Genomic DNA, 24,618 nt, shown 5'->3' with positions numbered 1-24,618 from the left:
GTCTTGAATAAAATTGCAGCTTAGATCTTGGTGCTATAAGTTCCGGGAGATATCCCAAAATTGCGCACAAACAGTCGCGTCAGATGGCTCTGGTCAGCAAAGCCGCTATCCATGGCGACTTGTACCAGAGGCGTGCCTGCGGCGATCAGGCGGCGGGCATGGTGCAGGCGGCGTTGCAGGATATAGGCATGTGGTGTCATGCCCGTGACCTTGGCAAAGGCCCGCAAAAGCTGGAAGCGGCTCAGTCCGCTTTGCTGCGCCAGGTCTTGCAGGCTGATGATGGCAGTCGGGTCATCATCAATGCGGTTGCGCGCATGGTGTATGGCTTGCGGCACAGGCTGACTGAGCATGGTGGCTGGCTGCATGACGCGGGCGAACAGCATGATCATTTGTTCTTCTGCAGGCATGTGCGCGTCAGGTGATGCTGTCATCGTTGCAAACAATTGCTGCACCGCCTGACTGGTGTGTGCATCACGCATGACTGGCAGGCTGAATTCTGCCTGGGTAGTCTTGCCTTCACTGATGTCCATCATGATGCTGCTGATCAGGACTGGTTCAAAGTACAGCATCTGCCAGCTGCGCCCGCTATCACCTATGGGTGTGCCATCGTGGATTTCGCCAGGGTTGACGGTAATGGTGTCGCCTGCCATGGCCTCGACCATGCCAACGCCACTCAGGGACTTTTGTGCACCCTGTACTACGATGCCTATGCCAAACTGCTCATGCATATGCCGCCCAAAGCTGTGCCTGGATTGCGCCCGCACTGCTTCCACGCCGGGTAAATGGCAGGGCAGCATGGTGAACTGTTTTTGCGGGCTGGCGGGCATGGTGTCGTCAGTTGAACTTGATGTCTTAGGATAGCATTTTTGATGAGGACGGGTGAAATGTCTTGACAGCGTAGGGGCGATTAGATTCGCGTAATCGCCCGCATTTGCCTGGCAATAACAAGCGAACTACGGCTTGACCGTGACGTAGCCGTAACTGGAGGTGTATTGCAATGCACCACACGCTTATCCATTTTTCGGCGAGGCATGCGTACGATTACGCTGCGCTAATCGTACCTACACGTTTGTCCTCTGTACTTCCTCTGTGGTGAAAGGTCTTGGATCAGGTTTTAATAAATGGATACATTATTCAGAAGCCTAATGTTGAGCTGATAACCCGTAGCCCAACCTACATTCCGCAGCCTAGCGAGGCCCGGCCCAACCTACGAGATATGAAGTGTTCACAATCAGCCCTCACAGACCCAACACCGCCCTCACATAATTCACCGGCGCGTGATCCGCCAGTGATCGAAAGCCGACATTCTCGCTACGCCATGCATGTTCAAACAGATATTCTGCCTTGGCGATGGTCTGGTCTTGCAGCATGTCCAGGCTGCTAGGGGCAGCGATCAGGGCACCATGGCGGTCGATGTAATGCATGCCATGCAGGTGCTCATAATATTCCGACTCAGGCGGCAGGATGGTGACGATGTCGGCGCAATCCACATAGCGATCAACCACGCGGTTCTTGAACATGGCAGCAAAGCTGGCATTGCCGACGCGGGGTGATCCAAACGTCACCAGGCGGCTGTCGGGCAGCAGGGCGGCGGCCAGTGTGGCGATTGCTGCCCCCAGGCTATGGCCGGTGATATAAATTTTTGTGGCCTGGATTTTACCCAGCCAGTCATGCAGTTGCGGGGCGATGCTGTTATAGGCCCGCAAAAATCCATCATGCACCTGGCCATCGCCTTGCCAGTTCACCGGCCAGAACAAGCCATCGATGAGGATGTCGGTAGGATCATCCGGCTGTGTACCCCGGAAAGCGATATAGGCAGTATCACCCTTGACGACAGCAAAACCCTGGGTGCGGGTGCGTTCTGTGACATCGGTGCGCGTATCAAGCAGCAGGGTAGCTTCCCCAAATTGCGCCTGCGTCAATATGCCCTGGAAATGCTCAAGTACCTGCCCGCCTTTTTCATAATGCCAGTAAGCCAGCCTCGCCAGCTCGGCACAAATCGCATGCGTGGTCCAGGGTAATTCTGTGCCCAGCAAGGCAGGCTGGGATTCGGGATGGAACAAGGCGGTCTTGCTGGGATCGTATTGCATATGACCTCCTGTAGAGTGGAGAGAGTTGGTAATTTCAAGATAGCGTATTCATGACTGTCTTGCAAGGAAGTGATAAGTAAGTGATTTCTGGTAAATCCTACAAACTCTTCTCATACTCCCCCGGTGTCATCCCCACCAGTTGCCTGAAATCCCGCACAAAATGTGCCTGGTCAAAGTAACCCAGTTCCATTGCCAGCGCTGCCCAGCTCAGGGTCTTGCCTGCTTGCACCTGGGCCACGGCTTCATGCAGGCGGTAGCGTTGTATGACCCATTTTGGGCCTATGCCTACGTATTTTTGGAACAGCCTTTGCAGGCTGCGCTTGTCCATGCCAGCGATTGCCATCACGTCTTCTACGGCGACGATATTGCGGTCCTGTTCTATCTGTGTCAGCCAGTTGCTGATGCGGCTGACTTGTTCATCAGCGGGTGGCTGATGGCGCAGCAAGAATATTTCTGCCGCAGTGCACATGGCTTGCACGTCATCTGCGGCCAGTATCTGTGCGCAAAAATCTGCTCCATCCTTGCCAAAGCAGTCTGTTACGTCTAGCGACGTATTGCCCAGTTGTGCCACTGCCTGCCGGTAAAACGGGTAAAAACCACCAGGCTGGAACTTGATGCCGAAAACTCTTTCCTTGCCTTGTAAAGTGCGCATGAAGCGGCCGCTGTGTACGCCATAGATACGCGCCTGGCCATTCTCGACAACCAGATGCACATTCGGATGTGGCAGGGTCGCTTGCTCCTGCGCTGGCATGCCGCGCAAATCCCAGGCTACGTACCAATAATGCGCCACCAGGCCAGCCAGCGCGGGCGAGGGCAATTGACGGTGATGCTGGAAATCACCTTCACCAAAGGCCGGGCGCAAGACACCGCGTGCCGGGCCAGGATCCTGGGACTCGGTCTGGTTCATTTTTTATTCCCGTTTGCAGCTTGTCGCGTTTTTACTATCATGTGTGGCATGGGTCTGGTGTAATCCTGTTCATGTAATTTTTTGGAGAGCAGAGATGAAAACTATACTAGCCAGTGTCACCAGCATCGCCATGATCGGCGCATTCTGCCTGTACACTAGCGCATCTCAGGCGCAAACTACCGCAACCCCATCCACCATTGTAAAGGAGCAGCGCATGCAACATATGCATCACGTAAGCGGCAAATTCGAGGTCAAGCTCAGCCCGCAGGCCGCCGCACCTGGTATAGAAGCTGCCAAGCTGGGCCGCATGACGATAGACAAGCAATTTCATGGTGAGCTGCAAGCCAGCAGCCTGGGTGAAATGATGTCAGCCATGGGCGAAGTCAAAGGCTCGGCAGGCTATGTCGCCATCGAAAGAGTGACGGGTACTTTGCTGGGCAAGCAAGGCAGTTTCGTCCTCATGCACACTGGCATCATGAACCGTGGCCAGCCGCAATTGACGGTACAGGTCGTGCCTGATTCAGGTACCGGCGAGCTGACCGGCATCAGTGGCAACATGGGCATCGATATCAAAGAGGGGCAGCATTTTTACAGTTTTGATTTCAGCTTGCCTTGATATCGGGGCAAACCTCAGTCTGGCATCAGGCTGGAAAATATTGCCTGAGCTGCTATGATGGAAGTTCTATAAAATCAGAGCAGCTACCTATGTCTATCACTGTAAAAAGCCCGCGCCTGCATCTTGTCTCGGGAATCTGTTTCGCCCTGGCCAGCCTGGTTTTCCTGACGTTAGGTTTCCAGGCTGCAGATAACCAGCAAATAGCCCGCTTTTTTGCCAGCGGCTTGTTTGCCTTGAACGCCACTCTGCAATTCTTCTTTGCCAGCAAGAAAAAACATCAGGCTGAACCACAGTAGCAGGGCCAGCGGTATGCATCATGTCCGCAGGTGATGTTCATTTTGCATAGCATCATGCGCTTTACGGTTATCCGGTTTTTGCTTCAGCCCCGTGACTGCAGGGCGCATTGCTATGTGCCGCATGATTTTCCACATTCCTGGAAATTTTGTTCTATCTTATATTTCACATCCCAGGCCGTTTTCAGCAACAAAGCGGTCAGCCATTTCCCCGTGTTACCCCTATTTTCCCGAATGCACTTGAGTTTTAATTAATTAGCAATTATTCTGGTGCTCAACACACTCTCTGATGGTCAGTTTTCCATACATGAGTGCATGTTAAAACTATCACTATGCAATTCAAACAAGAAGGAATGGATGATGACATATACGCTGGATGCCGATATACCCGCTGACAGCGGTTCGGTTGTTGCCCTGATCGCCATGCCGGTTGGCACGGTAGTCAGCTTTGTCGGGCAAAACCCGCCGAATGGCTGGCTGCTCTGCGATGGCTCTCACATAGATCCTGCCACTTATCCGAATCTGTATCCACTGGTCAACGGCGTCCTGCCTGACCTGCGCAGCCGCTTCGTCGTCGGTGCCGGACAAGGCGCAGGTTTGAGTAACTACCCCACCAGCGCAACCGGCGGTCTGGAAGCTGTGACGCTGACTACCGTGCAGATGCCATCGCATTCTCACACCATCAATAAAGGCGATTTTGGTTTGCACAACCGTTCGTTTGAGGGTGATACCGACACGGATTATCCTTATGAAACCAGGTACAACACCCCCATTAATGGCACTGACAAAACCGGCGGTGATCAACCCCATGAAAACCGGCCACCGTATTTTGCGCTGACGTATATCGTCAAATATTGAAGTGAGAAAAATTATCCGGTAGGGTGCGTATGGTGCGCCTTACCGGGCAATTCCCTGTCTATCAAAAATACCTAACCCATGTCTTCCCGCTTTGCCGCTTGTAACGCGCAAAAGCACGGCAAGGGTAATACAGTACCGGTATCAAGGCAGCAGAAATCAGCCAGACTTGCCAGACATGCTCCACACCAAAACGCTGTCCATGATTGGCTCCAGACACGGCAAGCATCAGGCGCTGCAAGGCCAGCAAGACATACAGATGCAGCAGGTAATAAAACATCGGCGCACCACCAAACACGCTGGCGATGCGGCTTAACTTGCCGGGGTATTTTTCCAGCAAGGCTAAACAGCATATGCCTGTACCCAGCGTCAGCAGAGCAAAGTCCAGCGAGGGTGGGTACTTGCTCAGGTTGAAGTAGGACATCAGCGTCAGCAGGCCGTTGCCATGATCTTGCCAGGGCTGGGTTTCACCGTAGCCGTTGACACAGCGCAGTACTGCAAACAGGAACAGGGCAGTGATGCCAAAGATCACTAGCAGGTTCTGACGGCGCGTTGCACTCATACCTGTCGCATACAGGCGGCCAGTAACATAACCCAGCAAGATGATGCCTATCCACGGCAGCAGAGGGTAGCTAACCTTGACCTTGATTACCGCATCGCTGATCAGGTAACCACGGTGCAGCAGCAAAGTCCACAGGGTGTACGACACCGTGCCAGGTGCGAAACTCAGGTCAGCCAGGGCATTGTGTCCACCCACAATCAACAAACCTAGCAAGCCCAATACCAGCGGCGGCAGCTTGTGCAGCAAGCCCAGGACTATCATACTCAGTCCTATGACCCAGATCACTTGCAGGTAAATCGTCGCAGGCGGGAATTGCCCAGCCCAGGCGAAATTGACTATCGTCAGTTCCAACGCTACCAGCAGCAAACCACGCTTGATCAGAAAGCCGCCGGTGTTGCGTAGGCCAGCATCGCGAGTGCCAGGTGGCGGGTTTGCATACAGCCATGCAGACAAACCAGTCAGGAACACAAACACCGGCGCACATAGATGCGCTGCCAGCCGCGTAAAGAACAGTGCTGGCGCAGTCTGGCCCACATCCATGGGGTCGCTGACTTGCTGATGTAAAAAGAAAGTCTCGCGCACATGGTCAAACATCATGATCATCATGACCAGGCCACGTAGCGCATCGATGCTATTGATGCGCTGGCTGGTTTTACTGTTGTCCGTCATCGTCACGCCATTAAAACTGTTGATGCAGGGTGAGGCTGACACTGCGCTCAGCCCCCGGTGCCACCCAAAGCTGGCTATATGAACTGGCGTAATAGCGTTTGTTGAACAGGTTATCCACATTCAGCGACACCCGCATGGTTTTGCTCGGGCTGTAAGAAGACATGAGTTTCACCGTTGTATAAGCTGGCAGCACAAAGCTGGAAGACACCGCCACATCACCCAGACGTTCACCCACATAATTGATGCCCGCACCCACGCTGGCCCTGGCTGTGCCTATGTTGAATAACTGGCTCAGGATAAGATTGGCGCTATGCTTTGCCACATTCGGGAAGCGGCTACCAGTGACGATGGTGTTGTCCCCTTTGGTGACTGTCGCATCGGTATAGGCATAAGCGGCAGACAGGCGCAGGTCATTGGCGATGTCGCCCGCCACATCCAGCTCCAGCCCCTTGCTGCCCACTTCACCTGCCGCGATAGAAAAATCAGTATTGGCCGGGTTGGTGGTCAGCACATTGCTTTTCTTGATACGGTAGAGCGCAATGGTGGCGCTGGTCTTGTTGTCTGGCGTATCAAATTTGAGGCCCACTTCATAGGCGCGGCTTTCTTCTGCCGGAAAGGCGGTGTTATTGATGCTGATGCCACTATTCGGGCGAAAGCCTTTTGCCACATTGGCATATAGCGACACGCCCTTTATGGGTTGATACACCAGCCCAGCGCGCGGGCTGGTGGCACTCAGTGACTGGCTGCTGGCGACTGATGCGCGATAATTAGTCAGGGTCTGCTCATAATGGTCACTGCGCAAGCCCAGCAACGCCTTCCATTGTGTGCCCAGATCAAGCTGGTCTTGCAGGTAGAGTCCACGTGCACGCTGGTTTTCCAGGGTATTGACGGACAGTGTCAGCGGGTCGGCAGTCTTGCCATAGACAGGATTGTAGATGTCGATGGCATAGGCGTTGGTGGCCGATGGGTTGCGGCGCAACTGCAGGCGGCTGTCATCAAACTGGTAGGTATCCATACCCAGCAAGACATGGTGCTTGATGGCCGCAGTGACAAACTTGCCAACCAGTTCCACCCGCGCAGATTTGTCCGTCGCAGAAAAATCACGGTAGCGGCGCTGGCGGCGTAAAGTGCGTTCATCTGCCAGCAGATTATTTGCTTCGGTGGAGTAACCACTCAGCGCACTGTCGCGATAAGACAAACCACTTTGCAGCGACCATTGCTGGTTGAAGTCATGCTGGACAAACACCTGGTGTCCCAGCGACTTCACCGTCATCAAGCCATCGCCAGGCTCACCCAAAAAGCGTGAATTGGGGATCAGGCCCAGCTTGCCATTCACGGCCAGTACGCCACGGTCAAACGGTGTTTTTTGTTCACTGGCTTCGAGTTCATACGAGAGTGTCGTGCGCTCACCTATCAGCCACACCAGCGAAGGCGAGACAAAGCTGCGCTTGCTGCTGATGGTGTCGCGGTAGCTGTTAGCCTGTTCTGCTGCTGCATTGATGCGGTAGGCGAAATTGTCACTGACCGGCCCGCTCAGGTCGGCAGCGATGCGGTAAGTCTGGTGGCTGGCCAGTGTCAGGTCGATATCATATTCAGGTTTGAAGCGCGGTTTCTTGGTCATGATATTCACCGTGCCACCAGGTTCGCCACGGCCATACAGGGCTGATGATGGCCCTTTCAATATCTCGATGGATTGCGTACTCGCAGTATCACGCAAGCCATTGTAGCCACGGCTGGAACTGAAGCCATTGACCAGATAGTCAGATCCAAAATTAGGGTCGCCGGTAAAACCGCGCATGGCATAGCTGTCCCACAAACCACCCAGATTGCTTTGCCGCGCAATACCGCTGGTCAGGTCCAGCGCATTGTTGAGGCTGGTGACGCCATTGTCCTTGAGCAGGTCAGCCGTCAAGACCCGCACGCTTTGCGGCAGGTCGGCCAATAGGGCATCGGTCTTGGTGGCACCGGTGGCGGAGAGGCTGCGATAGTTTTGTCTTTGGGCTTTGATCAGGACTTCGGTTTGGGTTGATTCCTGGGCGTGGGTGAGTACGGGGTAGGCTGCAGCGATGAGGAGGCTAAGGTGTTTGTAGTGCATGGGGTTCCTAGGGGAATTAAAAAATTGATTTGGGGACGGAGGTTGGATAGGGTGTAGGTTGGGCCGGGGCGTAGGTTGGGCCGGGCCTCGCTAGGCTACGCTTCATCAGCCCAACACTGGGCCTTTAATAAACGTATACGTTGTTGCAACGCCGAGTGTTGGGCCCAACCTACGCTCGTGCCTAACCTGCGCCGGTTCGTAAAACCTACTTCGCATAAACATAAGCCTCCACCTTCATCCCCTTCAACTTGTATCCCGCACTACCCATGGACGTATCACTGCGCGTCGTCTCCAGCACGCCGCTGACCCATACCGCATCCATCATCTGTATCTTGGCGGGCTTGTCGAGCACCACGGCTATGATCTGGTTCGCAGGTGGTGGCGGGGTGTGGATGCAGCCGCCGAAGTAGGGGACGAGTAAAAATTCGCGCAGCTTGCCGCGTTCGCCATCCAGCGGCACGATGAAGCCGGGGATCTTGATGCGCGTGCCGTTGAGGCTGGCATCGACTGGTGCCTTGTCCCAGGCTTCGCGCATGGTTTGCAGGGCGGCCATGGCACGTGGGTCGCCATCGTTGAGGAAATTCATGTCCAGGTTCTTGAAGTCCTTGCTGGGGTCCCAGTTCCTGGGGATCAGGGCCTCCCAGCGGATTTCTTTGTAGCTATCATTGGCTGGCGCTGGTGGTACGGTTGGCTTGTGCGGCACTACCGCAGCTTTATTCTGCGGCAGCCTGTCCCCCACCTTGTATTGCCCGCCAGGCTCCGCCGCTTTGGCTGTCATCAACAGCCAGGCAGTCAGCATGAATAAAATACAGCAGACGCTGCCTAGCCAGAACTGGTAAGCAAAGCGGGATTGGTATTTTGATTTCATCGTTGTTCCCTCATTTTTACAAACGCGGCGTCAAACCATCAGCCAGCGAATTGCGGTAAGCCAGCCATGCAGGCACCAGGCTGGTCAGCATGCCCATCAGCACTACCAGGCCCAGCAGCGGGATTTCTGTTGCATTGACGAGGCCGGGTTTGATGAGGATGCCGTAATGCATCTGCACCCAGTCCTTGCCCGCCAGCGTCAGTACATCAAGCAGGAGCAGGCCGCTGATGGCCCCGGCGATGGTCAGCCCCAGGCTCTCTGCCATCAGCATCAAGAACAGATGTCCCGGCCCGGCACCGGCGGAGCGCAAAATCGCCAGCTCACGCCTGCGCTCATTGAGGCTGGCCAGCATCACTGCCAACAAACCCGCGCTGCCCAGCACCACCAGCAAGGAAGACATTGCCAGCAAGACCCGTTCAACGATGCTGATGACTTGCCACAACTGATCCAGCGCCACACCCGGCAGCACGGCCAGCAAGGCATCTCCAGCTTTGGTGTTGATTTGCCTTTGCAAACGAAACACCATACTGCGCTTGTGCAGGCCCACCAGCACGGCGGTAATTTCTTTTGGTTGCAAATCAAACTTGCGCGCATGCTCTGCCGCGATAGAAAAACCCGGTACAGGCGCACCACCTTGCCAGTCAAGATGGATGGCCTGCATGGCTTGCAGGCTGATATGCACGCTGCTATCGACCGGCGTGCCAGTGCGCACCAGCACACCCACGACCTTGAAAGGTTTGTCGGCATGCTCTGCCAGTGTCGCATCGCCGGTACCGTGGCTGAGGGTGATTTTTGTGCCTACCTGGTAACCCAGATTGTCTGCCACATCTGCCCCAATGACGGCGTCAAACAAATGATCTGCATCCCCGGCAAAAGCCTGCCCCGCCTGCAGTTGCAGGCTTTGCGCATCACCATAGCGAAAACGGCTGAAGTAATCCGGCGTGGTACCAACTACGGCAAAGCCGCGATGCGAGTCACCCAGCGACAGCGGCACGGCCCAGGCCACCGCCGGGTCATGCAGCAAATCCTGGTAACTTTGCCAGGCAATATTATTGGTCGCCGCACCGATGCGAAACACCGCGTACAGCATCAGTTGCACCGGGCTGGTACGCGCACCCACGACCAGGTCAGTGCCAGAGATGGCATGCGAAAAACCCTCACGCGCATCATTGCGCAGCCTCTCTACCGCCAGCAACAGGCAGACCGACAGGCTAATGACAAACAGCATCAAGCCCAGCGTCAGGCGGCGGTTCCAGGCGCTTTTGCCTGCCAGTCGCAAGAAATATAGTAACTGCGAAAATAACTGCGAAAACATCAGTGCTGCTCCACGCGGTTGATTTTTTGCAAGTCCAGCTCGCGGCTGAACTGGCTGGCCAGCCTGTGGTCATGGCTGACAAATAGCAGGCTGCTGCCATGGCTGGCGCATTGCTGCAAAATGAGTGCGATAAAATCTTTTTGCCTGTCAGCATCCAGTGCAGATGTAGGTTCATCAGCGATGATGATTTCTGGTCGGCCTATCAGCGCCCGCGCCGCCGCCACGCGCTGTTGCTGGCCTATGCTCAGTCCTGTGACATGGCGCTGATACAGGTGGGCATTCAGCCCCAGTGTATTTAGCAAAGCCACTGCCGCCTCGCGCGGGCTGCCATGCGCTGCGCTGGCACGCTGTTGCCGTCTCACCGACAGGCGGCAAGGCAGCAAGACATTTTCCAGCATAGACAGATAAGGGATGAGGTTGAACTGCTGGAAAATAAATCCCGCATGATCAACGCGGAAACGGTCACGCGCTGCGCCAGACAAGGCACCCAGGTCACTACCCAGCACCGTGACCTGCCCGTGCTGCGGCGTGATAATGCCACCCGCCAGCGACAGCAGCGTACTCTTGCCACTGCCGCTGGGGCCGTACAGGAACACGCTTTCACCTTTGCCGATATTGAAGCCTTCTATGTCCAGGCAAGGTGCATGTCCGGCCTGCCAGCGGAACTGTACGTCGCGCAGACTCAGAGCAGGGCTGCTGTCTTTTTCTATTGCAGACATCACCATGCCAACGTGCGTTGTTTTGGTGTCAGTGTTGCGGCAGCCTGCCCACGTGCGCCTGCCATTTGCGCATCGACCTTGTGTATAGACGGGAAGGCATCAAACAAACTCAGTTGCAGCGATTTCAATGCGGCGACTTTGGTACAGGCATATTCATATTCGGCATGCAGGTTTGCATGTTCATCCTTGCTTGTAGCTGTAGCTTGCAATACGGGTGCAACTACTTTCACTGCGACTAGCTGGCAGTCTGCTTCGGCACTGAGCTTCAACAAGGTATCCGGTTTTTGCATGAGATCAAGTAAAGCCTTGGCTGCCTGTTTTTGCTTGTCCGTGCGCGGCGCATGTTCAAAGCCCAGCAGGTTATCCAGGGGGCTGTCAAATTCCAGCGTCAGCTTGTTGCCATCCTGCGCCAGCAATACCGTGGCGCTGCCGTGTACATGGGCTTCATGGGCGCTGCTGCTGATGGACAGTGCTTGCAATGCAGCGAGCAGGACGAGGGAGATCAGTTTGTTCATACTAATTCTTCCACGTGCGGTGTGATCGCGTGGTTGGCTTCCTCGTCTTCGCCATCATCTGTTTCCATCCACGATGGGAAAGGATCGTCATAGCTGGCCCAGGCCTCTGGCCCCTGCGCCATTTCTGCATCCGTCAGCAGACAGGCATCCAGCACCGCTTCTATCGCCGCCTGATCCATGTCCACGCCAATGAATACCAGCTCCTGGCGGCGGTCACCGAATGGCTCTATGCATTTGCTTAAAATATGCTGCTGGTAATCTGCATCCTGCGGCCACTCTGCCTTATTGACGGCAGACCACCACAAGCCCGCTTCATGATGACGGCAAATGCCGCCCGCCTGCGACCACTCACCAGCGATATCCATGCGCGTCGCCAGCCAGAAATAACCTTTTGACCGCACCACACCCGCAAAGCCCTGGTGTATGCAAGACCAGAAACGCTGAGGGTGAAACGGTCTGTGTGCACGGTAGGCAAAGCTGCGTATGCCATATTCTTCACTCTCAGGCACATGCTCGCCGCGCAGTTCCTTGAGCCAGCCTGGTGCGGCAGATGCCTGTTCAAAGTTGAAGCGGCCCGTGTTCAATATCCGTTCCAGCGGCACATTCGAAAAACTGCAAGGCACGATATCCGCACGCGGGTTCAGCGCCTGCAAGATCTGACTCAGTCTCTCAAACTCGGCGGCACTGACCATGTCCGCCTTGTTGAGAACGATGACATCGCAAAATTCTATCTGCTCGACCAGCAAGTCAACCACAGTGCGTTCATCCTCTTCCCCCATGGAAGTGCCGCGCTGGTTCAGGCTGTCGCCCGATGCATAGTCGCGTAAAAAGTTATAGGCATCCACTACCGTGACCATGGTATCGAGCCGCGCAATATCAGACAGGCTGCGACCTTCTTCATCCCTAAAAGTAAAAGTCTCGGCCACCGGCATGGGTTCAGATATACCGGTCGATTCTATGAGCAGATAATCAAAACGCTGTTCACGGGCGAGCCGCTGGATTTCTATCAGCAAGTCTTCTCGCAGGGTGCAGCAAATGCAGCCATTGCTCATCTCGACGAGTTTTTCATCCGCCCGCGATAACTCGGCCCCACCTTGCCGCACCAGGTCAGCATCGATATTCACTTCAGACATGTCATTGACAATGACAGCCACCCGCTTACCTTCACGGTTGTTGAGGATGTGATTGAGCAGGGTAGTTTTACCTGCACCCAAAAAACCGGAGAGTACTGTGACGGGCAAGAGCGTGGGGGTTGGCATGATGGGTCCTGTGTCTGGGGTTCGGTAAGTGGCAGTTGTGTTACTGAGTCTTGATAAAGGATGGCACCAGGTCAGGCGTTTCCAATGACAGAAGTACGGTGCATCCCATCTCGCCTTCACTATTAAATGCAACTTTGTTGCATTATTGATTTAAAAAAATAGACTGAAATCAGTCTGTGCTTATCTTTGTATCTCTCAATTTTCCAGCTCTGAGCAACGCCTGCAAAGGCGTGCGTGCAGCTCAGCACCTCAAGCAAACAGACAGCATCCACCATACATCAGGCGTGCACATGGTTTGTTATCTCAAGTCTATTTGCAACACAATTGCATTTTTCAGGATCATAAAGTAATTCAATTTTTTTTGCAACAATGTTGCAATGAATGTGGTTGTCAGTTAATGGAAGGATGGAAGATGGCGGCACTGCAGGGATATTTCTGCCAGCCTTGGTGTAGGGCGCATTGCTATGCGCCGCATGGCTTCACACCATCCCGGGCAACATATCTACGCCGTGCACGATACTCAAGCATGAGGTTTACATCGCAATCTATCGTGCTGTGATAAAAGAAAATGAGCCGTGTGTAGGTACGATTAGCGCAGCGTAATCGTACGCATGCCAACCGCCGCTAACTGATGAGATTGAAAGTCATCACGACTTCAATGTAGTGTTTTCAGCAAAGGCCGTAATGTTGTTGAAGCAGATATTTTGCGATGCTCAGATTTTCTTGGGGCTGTGATTATTTGGGCGCACATCATGCGTACGATTACGCTGCGCTAATCGTACCTACGTTTTCTGAGGGCGACGCGCACCCAATTCTTTATCAGCGCCGTGACGTAGGTCGCATTGCAATGCGACGCATGGTTTCACACTATCCTGGGCAACATATCTGCGCCATGCCCCACGCGTACATGCGACGCATTACAATGCACTTCCCATTACGGCAACGATGATCCCTTTTGTCAAGATATCTGCATCATCAAACGATCATCGCCATCTTCGGCCAACCTGATCAGGCGCTGGATGAAGCTGGCTACGCAATCACCCTCACATTTTATTCAACGCCACCAGCGCCGCCTCATCAAGTCGCAACGCACCTGCTGCGACGTTGTCATGCAGATGTGCCACCGATGATGTACCAGGGATGACGAGAATATTAGGTGCACGTTGCAGCAGCCACGCCAGTGCCACTTGCATGGGCTGGGCTTGCAGTCTTGCTGCCACCTGCGTCAACACGTCCGACTGCAAAGGTGTAAATCCACCGAGCGGGAAAAACGGTACGTAGGCGATACCCTGTGCAGCCAGTGTGTCTATCATGGCGTCATCATCGCGATGGACCAGGTTGTAGTGGTTCTGCACGCAGACGATGTCGGTGATCTGCTGAGCTTCTGTCAATTGCTGCATATCGACATTGCTGAGTCCTATGTGGCGGATCAGGCCTTCTTGTTTCAGGCGCAGCATGGTGTCAAGTGCTTCGGCGAGTGATGAGCCGTCCGGGCCAGCCACACCAGGTGCACGCAGGTTGACCACGTCCAATGCATCCAGCCTCAGGTTGCGCAGGTTGTCGTGAACAGCGTCACGCAATTCCTGGGCAGAGGCCGCGGGCAGCCATGACTGGTCTTTGCCACGCTTGAAACCTATCTTGGTGACGATGGTCAGATCATCCCGGTAAGGGTGCAGCGCTTCGCGGATGATCTGGTTAGTCACATGCGGCCCATAAAAATCCGAGGTATCGATATGGTTGATACCCAGCTCCATGGCGGCACGCAACACTGCCACGGCAGCAGCACGGTCTTTGGGCGGACCCCACACATGCGGGCCGGCCAGTTGCATGGCGCCGTAGCCCATGCGGTTAAATGCAATCGCGCAATGTGCAGGTGTGAACTGGTCACTGGAAGGGGAATATATCGTCATAAAAAAACTCCGGGGTGAAGGTTGACAGGTTTGCCAGGACCCGGTTTTGCGTTTGTTTTGCGCTTGTCGCTTAGTGGGTCAGGGCATGGACACATCTTAACAAGAGTCGTACTGTGTGATAATCAGGGCAATTCCGCACGGCTTGTACGATATTCCACACAATGGAGCATTCCAACCATGACCACAGACTTGCATTCCCTGGCTGACCTGTCCACCTTTGCCCTGGTTGTGCAGCACCGTGGCTTCCGTCAGGCTGCACGAGCGAGCGGGCAATCTGCCTCGGCACTGAGCGAGGCTGTACGGCGGCTGGAAAGCCAGCTTGGCATACGGCTGCTACTGCGCACGACCCGCAGCGTCACCACAACCGAGGCTGGGGCGTTGCTGCTGAGCCGCCTGCAACCCGCGCTCAACGATGTTGCCAGCGCGCTTGATGTGCTGAACGACTTGCGCGACAGCCCGCGTGGCACGCTCAGGCTCAATGTGCCAGTCAGTGCGGCACTTTTTTTCCTGCAACCCATCGTCGATCAATTCATGCGCAAGTATCCGGATATCTTGCTCGACATTGTCATCGACAATAATTTTGTCGATGTCGTGGCGAGCGGATGTGATGCAGGCATCCGTTATGGCGAACGGCTGGAACAAGACATGATCGCCGTCCCCATAGGCCCGCTCACGCAACGTTTTGCTGTTGCTGCCGCGCCTGCCTACCTGGCCAGGCGCGGCATACCCGAGCATCCGCGTGATCTGCTGCAACATGCCTGCCTGCGTGGCAAATTTCTTAGCGGTGCTATTTTTCCTTGGGAATTTGAACGTGATGGGCAAAAATTAAGTGTTGATCCCAGCGGCCCCCTGATTGTCACGCCTACGGTGATGGATTTGGCTGTCAATGCGGCGGTGGCGGGCCATGGCGTGATTTATCTGTTTGAAGAATGGCTGCAACCCTACATCTCAACGGGTCAGTTGCAGCCCATATTGCAGGATTGGTGGCTGACATTTCCGGGGCCGTTTTTATATTATTCAGGGCGGCGGCACCTGCCTGCGCCCTTGCGCGCATTTGTGGATTTTATTCGTGCGCCGGATAATGCTGGCCAGAGTTCTGCTGCGGCTGCTCAGAAAAAGAAAATTGCCAGATAGCCTGGATATTGCTGTGCATGGCGTGCGTACGATTACGCGATCTAATCATACCTACATTCCGCCATTTTTCACCATCGCCGTGACGTAGGGCGCATTGCAATGCGCCGCATGGTCTCACAACATCCCGGGCAAAATATCAATACCGTGGACAACGCTCACTACGCTTATCCCTTTCGCAAGCATCGCCGTAAACATCGCTGCAAAAAACGCATCACTCTCCCACCAGCCTCGCCACATAAGGATTCACAAACATCCCGGTAGGATCACAGCTTTGGCGGTAATCATCAAAGGCTTGTACGCGTTCTTTGCGACGGCTGCGTAGCTGTTTGATGAATGCCGGGTTGAAAGGTTGCGTACTTGCGCCCGGGCCGGTGGCCGGGTCGTAGAAACCATACATCTTGCCATTGTGTGGCCAGCCGCCCAGGGCGACCCATTCACTTTCGACTTCAGCAAAAAAATTCAGTAATTTGGTGGGATAGTCGAGGCCGTTTTTATGGCCATTGGTATCGTCATGGACGGCGACGAAGGCGATCAGGTCAAGGTTAACAAAATACGCGTCGGCATTGTCCGTATAGGTGCCAGCCATGGCAGTGTTGCCGCCCTTGATAAAGCGAAATTCCATCGGTGCGGCGATGTGGAAGTTGCTGCTTTTGTTGACCTTGTCGCTCACAGATTTCAAGGCACCCCATACCGTGGATAAGCTTTCTGCGCCCAGGTCAGGCAGTTCGATGAAGTAAGACATGAAGATGACCCTGGCAGCATCACCCAGCCACAGGTCAGAATTCTTTTGGCCCGCGGCTTTGACTTCGCCCTTGATGACGGATATCGCAGCCGAGGTGACCATGGCAGCCGCAGCAGTGCCCACGATGGGGGCATCGAAAGTTTGTGCATAGATGGCAGCATCTTCGGCCAGGTCTTCACCAAAAGGCAAATACGGTGCGCCGAATTCATCTTTTTGCGCCAGCGCGCAGGCGTCTGCAGTTGGCTCAGGTGTGGGGGCTGCGCCCGAGCCGTTTTCCACATTCCACCAGGCGGCAGTGAAGTTGTTGGTACCTGTCAATGCATAAGGGTTGAAGAAGGTTTCCACTCTGGATTTGGATGCCAGCAGTGCAGACAGGCCAGCACCAAAGTTGGCCGCGTTTTCCCAGACATAATCATTGATGCCGGATGTCAGGCAATTGGCAAAAGGGCGGGGCAGGACGCTGATGGTGACGGCGGTGACAACACCCAAAGCGCCCAGCGACACGCGGGCAAATTGCAGCGGTGACCATGCGCCCACCTTGGGTGTGCTGGCATCTACGGTATTGACGATGCCGCTGGGCCCCATGATGGCAAAGGCTGTCACGGTTTCGGCAATGATAGGTGCCTGCACTGTCGCGCCATGTACGTCCACCGCCGTCATGCCGCCAAGGCTGAAGAAGCCGCCAGCCGTGACGGTTTGCAGCATGAGCTTGTTTTGCGTCAGGAACGCATCAAGCTCATCTTCACGTACACCAGCATTCACGGTGACGCTCTTGCCATCGCTGTTGATCTGCATGCGCTGGTCACCATCGCGGCCCAGGTCGGCATAACAAGACAGATCGACGATGATGAATTTGCTGGCAGGTGTTTCGCTGCTCGCCACCAGCGGGGTTTGTGAATGGCGCTGGCCAGATACGCGCAGCTGCTTGTTTTGTGCTGCGGCATTGCTGACGATGGCCTCCAATTCTGCACGCGTGCGTGGCGTGTAGTAATAATTATCGCCCTGGTAGAATAGGTTCTGGCTCCAGTTTTGCCAGAGAGGAGAGGCAGGTTTGGTACTGTCTGTGCTGGTTTGTGACATGGATTACTCCGGTGGGGATGCAAGGGGGATGCTTTTGCTCCTTCCCCTTGAAGGGGAGGGGACTAAAACAGCACACTTGCGATCGGCATCTGTAAGCCAGGCGCATGTGTGATGCAAAAAAATCTGTCCTGTTACACCAAATTTCAAACAGCAAAAAAAATTTCGATGTAATTTACTCTAGCATAAATTTTAATAAATTAAGCCTTTTTCATAGTGTGGATATGCGCATTTTGACAGCTTAATTCCGTATCGAAATACTCGCCTGTTGCAAAATTATATCAATTAATTGAATAAATTCGTCATGCCATGCTTGTTTTATTTAAAAAGCTATGGCAAGATACATCCATCGAATGCAGCAAGTAGTTCTGTAACACCAGCTGCAACACCAGCAACACCAGCTTTAATACCAACACCAAACTAAAGAACAGGACATATTGTGAACGCAACGCTACTCCAACAACTGAACCAGAACTTGCGCCTCATCGCGCAGGGCATGGCACAGGCTGGTGCAGCACTGCTGGATACCGCATCGCTCCCGTCCTTTTCTTTGGCCGCTGACCTGCAGTCGCAACCACTGCAAGCGCAGCCTACATTGCCCAGCCCATTTTTCGCCTTGCCCTTGCATCATCTGGGCGCATGCGTGCAATTCAACATCCGGGGGGAAACCCCACAGGGAAGCCTCACCAGTTAATGGTGTACGTCACCTGTAGCGACAAGCCCGGATGCGATCAATGCACCGGGCTTTTTTGTTTTATAACGCAGAATTTTTAAGCCTGATTGCAGATCGCAACAGGCAAGTGAGTCATATCGGAGTGTGGCGCAGCCCGGTAGCGCTACTGCCCTGGGAGCAGAAGGTCCGAGGTTCAAATCCTCGCACTCCGACCAGATTTAAGCATGGACGATTTCGTAGGGGGCGTTATAACGCACCGTTTTGCCCAAACATGGAAGTTTGAGAAGAAATAAATGTGACGTAGATGCATTGAAAAAAACGATGCATAAGAAATGCAAGGCTTTGTTTGATACTCGTAAGCGGTGCGTTACAACGCACCCTACAGGAATAAGCCTGATGCAGACACGCAATAAGAAATGAATGAATGCGCATGTGGTGGAATTGGCATATACGCTGGCCATGGAACTCATTTCACCAATATAAGCGAGATGCGTTTGTCTCATAACGTGGGCTGGCAAGGCGGACGAGGCAGTCAATAGCGGTGCTATTGATAACGAGTTCAACGCAGTCCAGCGCACGTTATGAGGCAAACCCTTCGGGAACTGACGATTTGGGCGCATTGCAGCGTTGTGCCCCTCGCTAAGGCAGGAGCCTTAGCAGCGGGACACGCCTTGCACTACATCCCAAATCGCCTTGTTCGCACTCGCTTATATTGGTGAAATGAGTTCCCAGTCAGTGCCGGAAGGATTGAGGGTTCAAGTCCCTCCTTGCGCACCAGTTTTACAGGGGATTAGCCAAGCGGTGACGGCATCGGGTTTTGAACCCGACATTCCAAGGTTCGAATCCTTGATCCCCTGCCAGTTTGAGTAGTGAAATGTTTTTTCGGAGTGTGGCGCAGCCTGGTAGCGCAACTGCTTTGGGAGCAGAAGGTCCGAGGTTCAAATCCTCGCACTCCGACCAGTTAGAGCGTTGCATCGTTCTGTAGAGGGCGTCGTTTTATACGGCGTTCTCTACACCCTGAATTTTTCTTGTGGCGGTAATTGAGACTAGAGAATGAATGGCGATGAAAGAAAAATCAGCCTGCTTTGGGGTGACCATAACTTAACGGTGAAAGTCGTGGATTGTGATTCCGCTTATCCCGGTTCGATTCCGGGTGGTCACCCCAAAGCAGGTTGAAGCAAATGATGAATGCGCGTGTGGTGGAATGGTATACACGCTGGTTTCAAAAACCAGTACCGCAAGGTTTGAGGGTTCGAGTCCCTCCATGCGCACCAATATTTGGAAACGTGGCAGAGCGGCCATTGCAGCTGTCTGGAAGACAGTAGGGCTGAAAGGTCCCGTGAGTTCGAGTCTCACCGTTTCCGCCAGTTGGTAAGCACATCAACATGTGCACTTCTGTAGGGTGCGTTACAACGCACCGTTTTGCCCGGGCGTAGATAGTTGGTGCGAAAAAAAGTAATAAAAACCGGCGCACAAAAAATGCAAGGTTTTGTTTTGATAGCCGAAGGTGGTGCGTTGCAACGCACCCTACAGAAGGCAAGTAGTGAACAATGAATTAATGCGCGTGTGGTGGAATTGGGATACATGCTGGTCTTAGAAACCAGTGCCGAAAGGATTGAGGGTTCAAGTCCCTCCGCGCGCACCAGTTTTACAGGGGATTAGCCAAGAGGCCAGGCACCGGAATTTGAGTCCGGCACACCAAGGTTCGAATCCTTGATCCCCTGCCAGTTTGAGTAGTGAAAGTTTTTCGGAGTGTGGCGCAGCCTGGTAGCGCTACTGCCCTGGGAGCAGAAGGTCCGAGGTTCAAATCCTCGCACTCCGACCAGTTGGAATCGCGCATTTTTTTGCTGCGTGATGTCAGTTAATGCGCGTGTGGTGGAATGGTATACACGCTGGTCTTAAAAACCGGCACCTCTTGGCATGTGGGTTCGAGTCCCACCACGCGCACCACGATTGCCATCGATATCACCGCCGTCAGGCCAAACTTGATCTGGCGTCCAGCGTCGTCTTGCGAAGGACAGCACTACATGCGCGCATGATGAGATTTACATCCACAAAGCATGTGGTAACAAAAAATTTGAAAGCGTGGCAGAGTGGATCAATGCACCTGTCTACATACAGCGATCGCTGTCGGGGGCCGTGAGTTCGAATCTCACCGTTTTCAGTTTGTTTGACCTGGTATTTGTATGTGGCAGGAGGTGTCAATATAGATGTATCCAATAGGCACAGCTTGGATTGTTGTAAGGCTGCGCAATACTTTGCACAGATTTGCAAATGAATTTGCATTTTTCAAAAATTGAAAAAGTCCGCATGTTAGCGGACTTTTTGGTCAGACAGCATAGAAAAAATAAGGAAGTTTCTAATTTAAAAGAAAATCATTTTCTGTATTTTTTCAAGAAAACCGCCTAAGAATACGATTACCGTAACGACTACTGTAAAGGCAACTACAACGGGCTGTCGTTCCCATTTCTCTTTTAAGAGAGTATAAAAAGTTGGCCTGCTTTCAATTAATTTTGCATTGAATATTTCGATTTCTGCTTTTGACCTATTCCAAACACTTTGGAATGCGCTATCAAGAGACTTGTAGTCGAGCAAGCCTTTATTGGACATTGCAGCAGCGACGTCACCTGCATTTGATATAAGAATTCCTTGCACTTTATCCTTCTCTTGTGAGATGCGATTTAAAAGTGTAGTGGCTGTATTGGACAAATATGTTTCATCATATTTGTCTAAATCAGAAGAAATTGCACGCTTGTAGTCTTCCAATGCTCCTGCACTGTATTTCTCAACGTAATCAGCGCAAATTCTTAACACTCCAAGAATGTACATGCTGGAATGGAACGTTCCCCGACTAATCATGTCGCCGCGGTGCTCTTTTAAAAGGTCATGCAACAGAGTAGTTTCGGAAACTGATCTTGAATCAAGCAGTACTGCTAATTGCTCCGTCATATTTTTGCCTTTAGCTTGGCTAAATGACTCAAGTTTTTTTACTGCTGCAATTTGGTGTGCCATGTTGGCTCCTTTAATCAAAAAAGATTTTTGTATAAAATTTATTTGACAAGAACCAGCTCATGCCCGAGACTGTTAGATTCCAAGCTAAAGTACCTGCACAAGTGGGTTCTTTGTTTTCCGGGACAAGTGACTTGTCCCGGAAAACTGTCAAGCGAAAGCAATACGAGTAGTTTTATATTGCAATCTCATAGCGCTCTATATTTCCTCCAGTGCTACTGACGCACATTGTAATGCTGTACTTCTGCATATATCCACATACAATGAAAACAGATAGTTGAAAATTGTACATAACTGTATATACACTCAGCTGAATTTCTCCTATGAGAACAGTATTAAAATTAATAAAAAATCCAATGTTAACTATTGTTAAGTGAATCAAATGTACAACAATAAATCTCGTATGTGCTTGTAGATACTGATTGCATTTGATCTATTTCAGTCTGTTTGCAATCCATTCCGCGACTTGCGGGACAACGGCGTTTCCGGCAGCATGAGTTTCCGCAAAGTGGGCCTCATCTAGTCCCCGGCAAATCCCATTATTTTCAACCTCTCCGATCCGATCAACCATCTTATGCCTGTGCTCTTCGGCAAAGATGAGGCCCGAACCACTGATATTGATTTGTGAGGTTGCGCTTCCTGATAGAAGGGTAGGATAAGCCCATCCATCGATTTCTGCGGGGTAGTCTGCCGGGCTCGTCGAGCCAGAAAAAGCTCCCACTGCTGCGGCGTCAGCCAGCAGCCCAATTGGGGGATACTGTCCAAGACCTGCGACCAGAAAAACGCGACGGCGGCGCGTGGGGACTCCGAAATACTGAGCATTAAGCACTCGCCAGTATCCCACATACCCGCAGTCGGCAAGGGATTCAACGACTGTCTGGAAGTCTCTGCCAACTTTACTTTAAGGCGACGCGAAACTTTGAACTAGTTTACGCGTACATTTGAATCTCTTTACCTAGCACAAATTATTATTGGTCCGCTTTCGTATTTGGAGCGAAGGCTATGTCCCATCTCCTCGTTTGAATACAGTTGCCATGATGGCTTGTCACTCTATTATTAATATTGTGATACCATCCTTGCAATTAATTTCCCATATGAAATTTTAATTGCCTGGCAAATCATATTTCATCAGGATCAAATGCTCTATGCGAGCTTGTCCAGATTGTCTGCAAAGGGTTTCCTTTTCATGCGGTTCTGAGGTCGCTTGCATGATGTGCAAACTCATAAAGGTCATCCATGACGAAATTCACGCACTTACGTACTCCCTTGCTTGGCCTGATGACGGCAGCCATATTATCTGCTTGCGGTGGTGGTGGCAGTAATGTGGCAACTTCCAATCCCGTTGATGGCGGTAATAGTGGTAACAATGGCAGTGGCAACACTGGTACTGTAAGTACCGGCAGCATCGCCCTGTTTGCTGGTAATGTCGGTGGCTCTGGCAATGCCGACGGTGCTGGTGCCTATGCACGCTTTAACGTCTTGAGCGGTATTGCTGTTGATGGCAGCGGTAATGTGTATGTCGGCGACTACGGGCGCGTGCGTAAAATCACCCAGGCTGGCGTGGTCACGACCTTTGCGGGTGGAACATCTGCAGGCGGCACCGGCAGCAGTGGAAGGTTGTTTAAATTCGACCATATGGTGACAGATGCTGCTGGTAATATCTATGTCCTTGATTACGGCTGCAAGATACTTAAGCTGACACCTGCTGCTGTCTCGTCAACCCTGGCTGGCAATGCATGTGATTCCCCCGTTGACGGCCCTGGCAATACTGCCAGGTTCAACATGCTGAATGGTCTGGCGATTGACAAGGCGGGTAATTTATATGTGTCTGATGAGCAGACCGTACGCAAGGTCACACCGGCAGGCGTGGTGACGACTATGGCCGGGCAGTTCAGGGTGGCGGGTTCTGAGGATGGGGCAGGTGCAAATGCGCGCTTTTATTGGCCAGGTGATCTGGCGGTAGATGATGCAGGCAATGTTTATGTGCCGGACAAATACAACCACGTGATACGCAAGATCACCGCTGCAGGCGTGGTTAGCACCATTGCCGGTCGCGCTGGTGAAACAGGCAGCCTTGACGGGGCAGGGGCAGCAGCCCGTTTCCAGGAACCACGCGCAGTGGCATTGGATGCGGCAGGCAATCTGTATGTAGCAGATTCGCTCAACAGCTTAATACGAAAAATCACACCTGCCGGTGTGGTCAGTACAATTGCAGGTGTTGCCGGGCTGACGGGCCCAGAAGATGGTACAGGTTCATCAGCACGTTTTGATACGCCTGAATCCATAGCCAGCGACAGCGCCGGTAACCTGTATGTGGCAGATACGAAAAATTTCAAAGTGCGCAAAATCAGCGCTGCAGGTGTCGTCACGACACTGGCCGGTTCGAGTATTGTCTGGGGTATGGCTGATGGTAACGGCGCAGTGGCCAACTTCAATGCACCAGCTAATCTGACTGCAGACAGCAGCGGTAATCTGCTCCTCTCAGATGGCATTGCCTTGCGCAAGATCAGCGCTGCAGGCATGGTCACGACTGTGGTCAACAGCACGGCAAAATTCAACCAGATCCATGGTTTGACGATAGATGCCAGCGGCAATGTCTATGTTGCAGACACGATAGGCACGGTCAGCCAGATCAGCCCCGCAGGCGTCATCACGCAACTGGCTGGTACGGTCGACCGGTATGGCCTGGTCAATGGAACAGGCAGTAATGTCAGGTTCAATTCACCGAATGGTATAGTCACCACCAGCAATGGCGATATGCTGATTGCCGACATCGCCAATAAAACCATACGCAAGATGACGATAGCCGGCCTGGTCGATACATTTGCCAGCGTCCCCTTGGGACAGGCAGTTTACTTCAGCAATCCTGCGTCGGTACGTTTGACGCCGTTGGTATCTAACGGCATGGCGGTGGATGGCAGTGGCAATCTCTATGTGGCAGATGGTGGCAATCATGTGATTTTCAAAATTTCCAGCGAAGGTGTCAGCAGCATTTTTGCAGGTGCCAGCGGCCAGGCAGGCAGTGCTGACGGCAGTGGCGCGGCAGCCCGCTTCAACCGTCCGCAAGGCCTGAGTATTGATACCAAAGGCAATCTTTACGTCGCTGATACGGACAATCATACCGTACGTAAAATCACGCCAGCAGGCCTGGTCAGCACATTGATAGGGGTAGCCGGTCAGGAAGGCTTCACCCCCGGGACACTGCCAGGTGCCTTGTCCAAACCCCAGTCTGTGGTTTTTAGCGGTGATGCTTTGTATGTCACGACTTACCACGGTGTCGTGGTGGCACGTAATTTCTAAAATGCTCAGG

At 53.0% G+C, this 24,618-nt stretch carries 19 protein-coding genes, 11 tRNA genes and 1 pseudogene; 17 read left to right on the top strand and 14 right to left on the bottom strand.

Annotated elements, in window-relative coordinates:
* Window positions 1-20 precede the first annotated feature (20 nt).
* From AC3WQT_RS01580 to AC3WQT_RS01570, 3 genes are all read right to left on the bottom strand, one after another.
* On the bottom strand, window positions 21-827 hold the full coding sequence (locus tag AC3WQT_RS01580) for a helix-turn-helix transcriptional regulator (protein ID WP_492701567.1): 807 nt from the start codon (window positions 825-827) through the stop codon (window positions 21-23).
* Between the two features lie 411 nt (window positions 828-1,238).
* Window positions 1,239-2,090: a lipase family protein gene (locus AC3WQT_RS01575; RefSeq protein WP_492701565.1), complete on the bottom strand. Its 852-nt coding sequence runs from the start codon at window positions 2,088-2,090 to the stop codon at window positions 1,239-1,241.
* 97 nt (window positions 2,091-2,187) lie between these two features.
* Window positions 2,188-2,997 (bottom strand): DUF6597 domain-containing transcriptional factor, encoded by an 810-nt coding sequence (locus tag AC3WQT_RS01570; protein ID WP_492701563.1) that lies wholly within the window; start codon window positions 2,995-2,997, stop codon window positions 2,188-2,190.
* 94 nt (window positions 2,998-3,091) lie between these two features.
* Here AC3WQT_RS01570 and AC3WQT_RS01565 point away from each other — a divergent pair, with 94 nt between their 5' ends.
* The 3 genes from AC3WQT_RS01565 (at window position 3,092) to AC3WQT_RS01555 (ending at window position 4,764) form a co-directional block, all read left to right on the top strand.
* Window positions 3,092-3,613, top strand: coding sequence for a DUF3224 domain-containing protein (locus AC3WQT_RS01565; protein WP_492701561.1), 522 nt, complete (start codon window positions 3,092-3,094; stop codon window positions 3,611-3,613).
* Window positions 3,614-3,702: 89 nt separating this feature from the next.
* Window positions 3,703-3,909 carry a hypothetical protein gene (locus AC3WQT_RS01560; protein ID WP_492701559.1) on the top strand — a complete coding sequence of 69 codons (207 nt, stop codon included), beginning with the start codon at window positions 3,703-3,705 and terminating at the stop codon, window positions 3,907-3,909.
* Between the two features lie 354 nt (window positions 3,910-4,263).
* On the top strand, window positions 4,264-4,764 hold the full coding sequence (locus AC3WQT_RS01555) for a phage tail protein (RefSeq protein WP_492701557.1): 501 nt from the start codon (window positions 4,264-4,266) through the stop codon (window positions 4,762-4,764).
* 61 nt (window positions 4,765-4,825) lie between these two features.
* On the opposite strand, the gene AC3WQT_RS01550 is transcribed toward AC3WQT_RS01555, so the two are convergent.
* The 8 genes from AC3WQT_RS01550 to AC3WQT_RS01515 all read right to left on the bottom strand — a co-directional run bounded on the left by AC3WQT_RS01550 (window position 4,826) and on the right by AC3WQT_RS01515 (window position 14,607).
* The gene (locus AC3WQT_RS01550) at window positions 4,826-5,992 is read right to left on the bottom strand and encodes an acetyltransferase domain-containing protein (protein WP_492701555.1); all 1,167 of its coding nucleotides are present in this window, start codon (window positions 5,990-5,992) and stop codon (window positions 4,826-4,828) included.
* A gap of 10 nt (window positions 5,993-6,002) precedes the next feature.
* Window positions 6,003-8,087, bottom strand: a complete 2,085-nt coding sequence (locus AC3WQT_RS01545) for a TonB-dependent siderophore receptor (RefSeq protein WP_492701553.1) — start codon at window positions 8,085-8,087, stop codon at window positions 6,003-6,005.
* A gap of 205 nt (window positions 8,088-8,292) precedes the next feature.
* Window positions 8,293-8,955, bottom strand: coding sequence for a DUF3299 domain-containing protein (locus AC3WQT_RS01540; RefSeq protein ID WP_492701551.1), 663 nt, complete (start codon window positions 8,953-8,955; stop codon window positions 8,293-8,295).
* A 16-nt stretch (window positions 8,956-8,971) separates the two neighbouring features.
* Complete coding sequence (locus AC3WQT_RS01535) at window positions 8,972-10,270, bottom strand: ABC transporter permease (RefSeq protein ID WP_492701549.1); 1,299 nt, start codon at window positions 10,268-10,270, stop codon at window positions 8,972-8,974.
* A complete protein-coding gene (locus AC3WQT_RS01530; RefSeq protein ID WP_492701547.1) occupies window positions 10,270-10,989 on the bottom strand; it encodes an ABC transporter ATP-binding protein in 720 nt (239 codons plus the stop codon). Before AC3WQT_RS01530 ends, AC3WQT_RS01535 begins: the two co-directional genes overlap by 1 nt.
* A complete protein-coding gene (locus AC3WQT_RS01525) occupies window positions 10,989-11,504 on the bottom strand; it encodes a DUF2796 domain-containing protein (protein WP_492701545.1) in 516 nt (171 codons plus the stop codon). The genes AC3WQT_RS01530 and AC3WQT_RS01525 overlap by 1 nt, the downstream gene beginning before the upstream one ends.
* Window positions 11,501-12,763 (bottom strand): zinc metallochaperone GTPase ZigA, encoded by a 1,263-nt coding sequence (gene zigA, locus AC3WQT_RS01520; protein WP_492701543.1) that lies wholly within the window; start codon window positions 12,761-12,763, stop codon window positions 11,501-11,503. The genes AC3WQT_RS01525 and zigA overlap by 4 nt, the downstream gene beginning before the upstream one ends.
* Window positions 12,764-13,806: 1,043 nt before the next feature.
* The gene (locus AC3WQT_RS01515) at window positions 13,807-14,607 is read right to left on the bottom strand and encodes an oxidoreductase (protein ID WP_492702513.1); all 801 of its coding nucleotides are present in this window, start codon (window positions 14,605-14,607) and stop codon (window positions 13,807-13,809) included.
* 243 nt (window positions 14,608-14,850) lie between these two features.
* Here AC3WQT_RS01515 and AC3WQT_RS01510 point away from each other — a divergent pair, with 243 nt between their 5' ends.
* Complete coding sequence (locus AC3WQT_RS01510; protein ID WP_492701541.1) at window positions 14,851-15,807, top strand: LysR family transcriptional regulator; 957 nt, start codon at window positions 14,851-14,853, stop codon at window positions 15,805-15,807.
* Between the two features lie 211 nt (window positions 15,808-16,018).
* Here the strand turns inward: AC3WQT_RS01510 and AC3WQT_RS01505 are convergent, their stop codons facing one another.
* Window positions 16,019-17,629, bottom strand: a complete 1,611-nt coding sequence (locus AC3WQT_RS01505) for an FAD-binding protein (RefSeq protein ID WP_492701539.1) — start codon at window positions 17,627-17,629, stop codon at window positions 16,019-16,021.
* A 436-nt stretch (window positions 17,630-18,065) separates the two neighbouring features.
* Between AC3WQT_RS01505 and AC3WQT_RS01500 the strand changes: the two genes are divergently transcribed.
* From AC3WQT_RS01500 to AC3WQT_RS01445, 12 genes are all read left to right on the top strand, one after another.
* The gene (locus AC3WQT_RS01500; protein WP_492701537.1) at window positions 18,066-18,320 is read left to right on the top strand and encodes a hypothetical protein; all 255 of its coding nucleotides are present in this window, start codon (window positions 18,066-18,068) and stop codon (window positions 18,318-18,320) included.
* A 117-nt stretch (window positions 18,321-18,437) separates the two neighbouring features.
* A tRNA-Pro gene (locus tag AC3WQT_RS01495) sits at window positions 18,438-18,514 on the top strand.
* A gap of 569 nt (window positions 18,515-19,083) precedes the next feature.
* Window positions 19,084-19,159 (top strand) — tRNA-Gln (locus AC3WQT_RS01490).
* Between the two features lie 23 nt (window positions 19,160-19,182).
* Window positions 19,183-19,259: transfer RNA gene (locus AC3WQT_RS01485), tRNA-Pro, on the top strand.
* A gap of 130 nt (window positions 19,260-19,389) precedes the next feature.
* Window positions 19,390-19,464 (top strand) — tRNA-His (locus tag AC3WQT_RS01480).
* 25 nt (window positions 19,465-19,489) lie between these two features.
* A tRNA-Leu gene (locus AC3WQT_RS01475) sits at window positions 19,490-19,573 on the top strand.
* A gap of 6 nt (window positions 19,574-19,579) precedes the next feature.
* Window positions 19,580-19,666, top strand: a tRNA-Ser gene (locus tag AC3WQT_RS01470).
* Window positions 19,667-19,859: 193 nt separating this feature from the next.
* Window positions 19,860-19,944 (top strand) — tRNA-Leu (locus AC3WQT_RS01465).
* A 7-nt stretch (window positions 19,945-19,951) separates the two neighbouring features.
* Window positions 19,952-20,026 (top strand) — tRNA-Gln (locus AC3WQT_RS01460).
* Between the two features lie 21 nt (window positions 20,027-20,047).
* Window positions 20,048-20,124 (top strand) — tRNA-Pro (locus tag AC3WQT_RS01455).
* A 41-nt stretch (window positions 20,125-20,165) separates the two neighbouring features.
* A tRNA-Leu gene (locus tag AC3WQT_RS01450) sits at window positions 20,166-20,249 on the top strand.
* 129 nt (window positions 20,250-20,378) lie between these two features.
* Window positions 20,379-20,463 (top strand) — tRNA-OTHER (locus AC3WQT_RS01445).
* A gap of 200 nt (window positions 20,464-20,663) precedes the next feature.
* On the opposite strand, the gene AC3WQT_RS01440 is transcribed toward AC3WQT_RS01445, so the two are convergent.
* Both AC3WQT_RS01440 and AC3WQT_RS01435 read right to left on the bottom strand, forming a co-directional pair.
* On the bottom strand, window positions 20,664-21,311 hold the full coding sequence (locus tag AC3WQT_RS01440) for a hypothetical protein (RefSeq protein ID WP_492701535.1): 648 nt from the start codon (window positions 21,309-21,311) through the stop codon (window positions 20,664-20,666).
* Between the two features lie 430 nt (window positions 21,312-21,741).
* Window positions 21,742-22,188: pseudogene (locus AC3WQT_RS01435) on the bottom strand (DNA cytosine methyltransferase); the annotation flags it as partial.
* A gap of 356 nt (window positions 22,189-22,544) precedes the next feature.
* On the opposite strand from AC3WQT_RS01435, the gene AC3WQT_RS01430 reads away from it, so the two are divergent.
* Window positions 22,545-24,608: a hypothetical protein gene (locus AC3WQT_RS01430; protein WP_492701533.1), complete on the top strand. Its 2,064-nt coding sequence runs from the start codon at window positions 22,545-22,547 to the stop codon at window positions 24,606-24,608.
* Window positions 24,609-24,618 lie beyond the last annotated feature (10 nt).

The sequence above is a fragment of the Undibacterium sp. FW305-107 genome (assembly GCF_058788535.1).
This window is presented reverse-complemented; position numbering and strand designations above follow the sequence as displayed.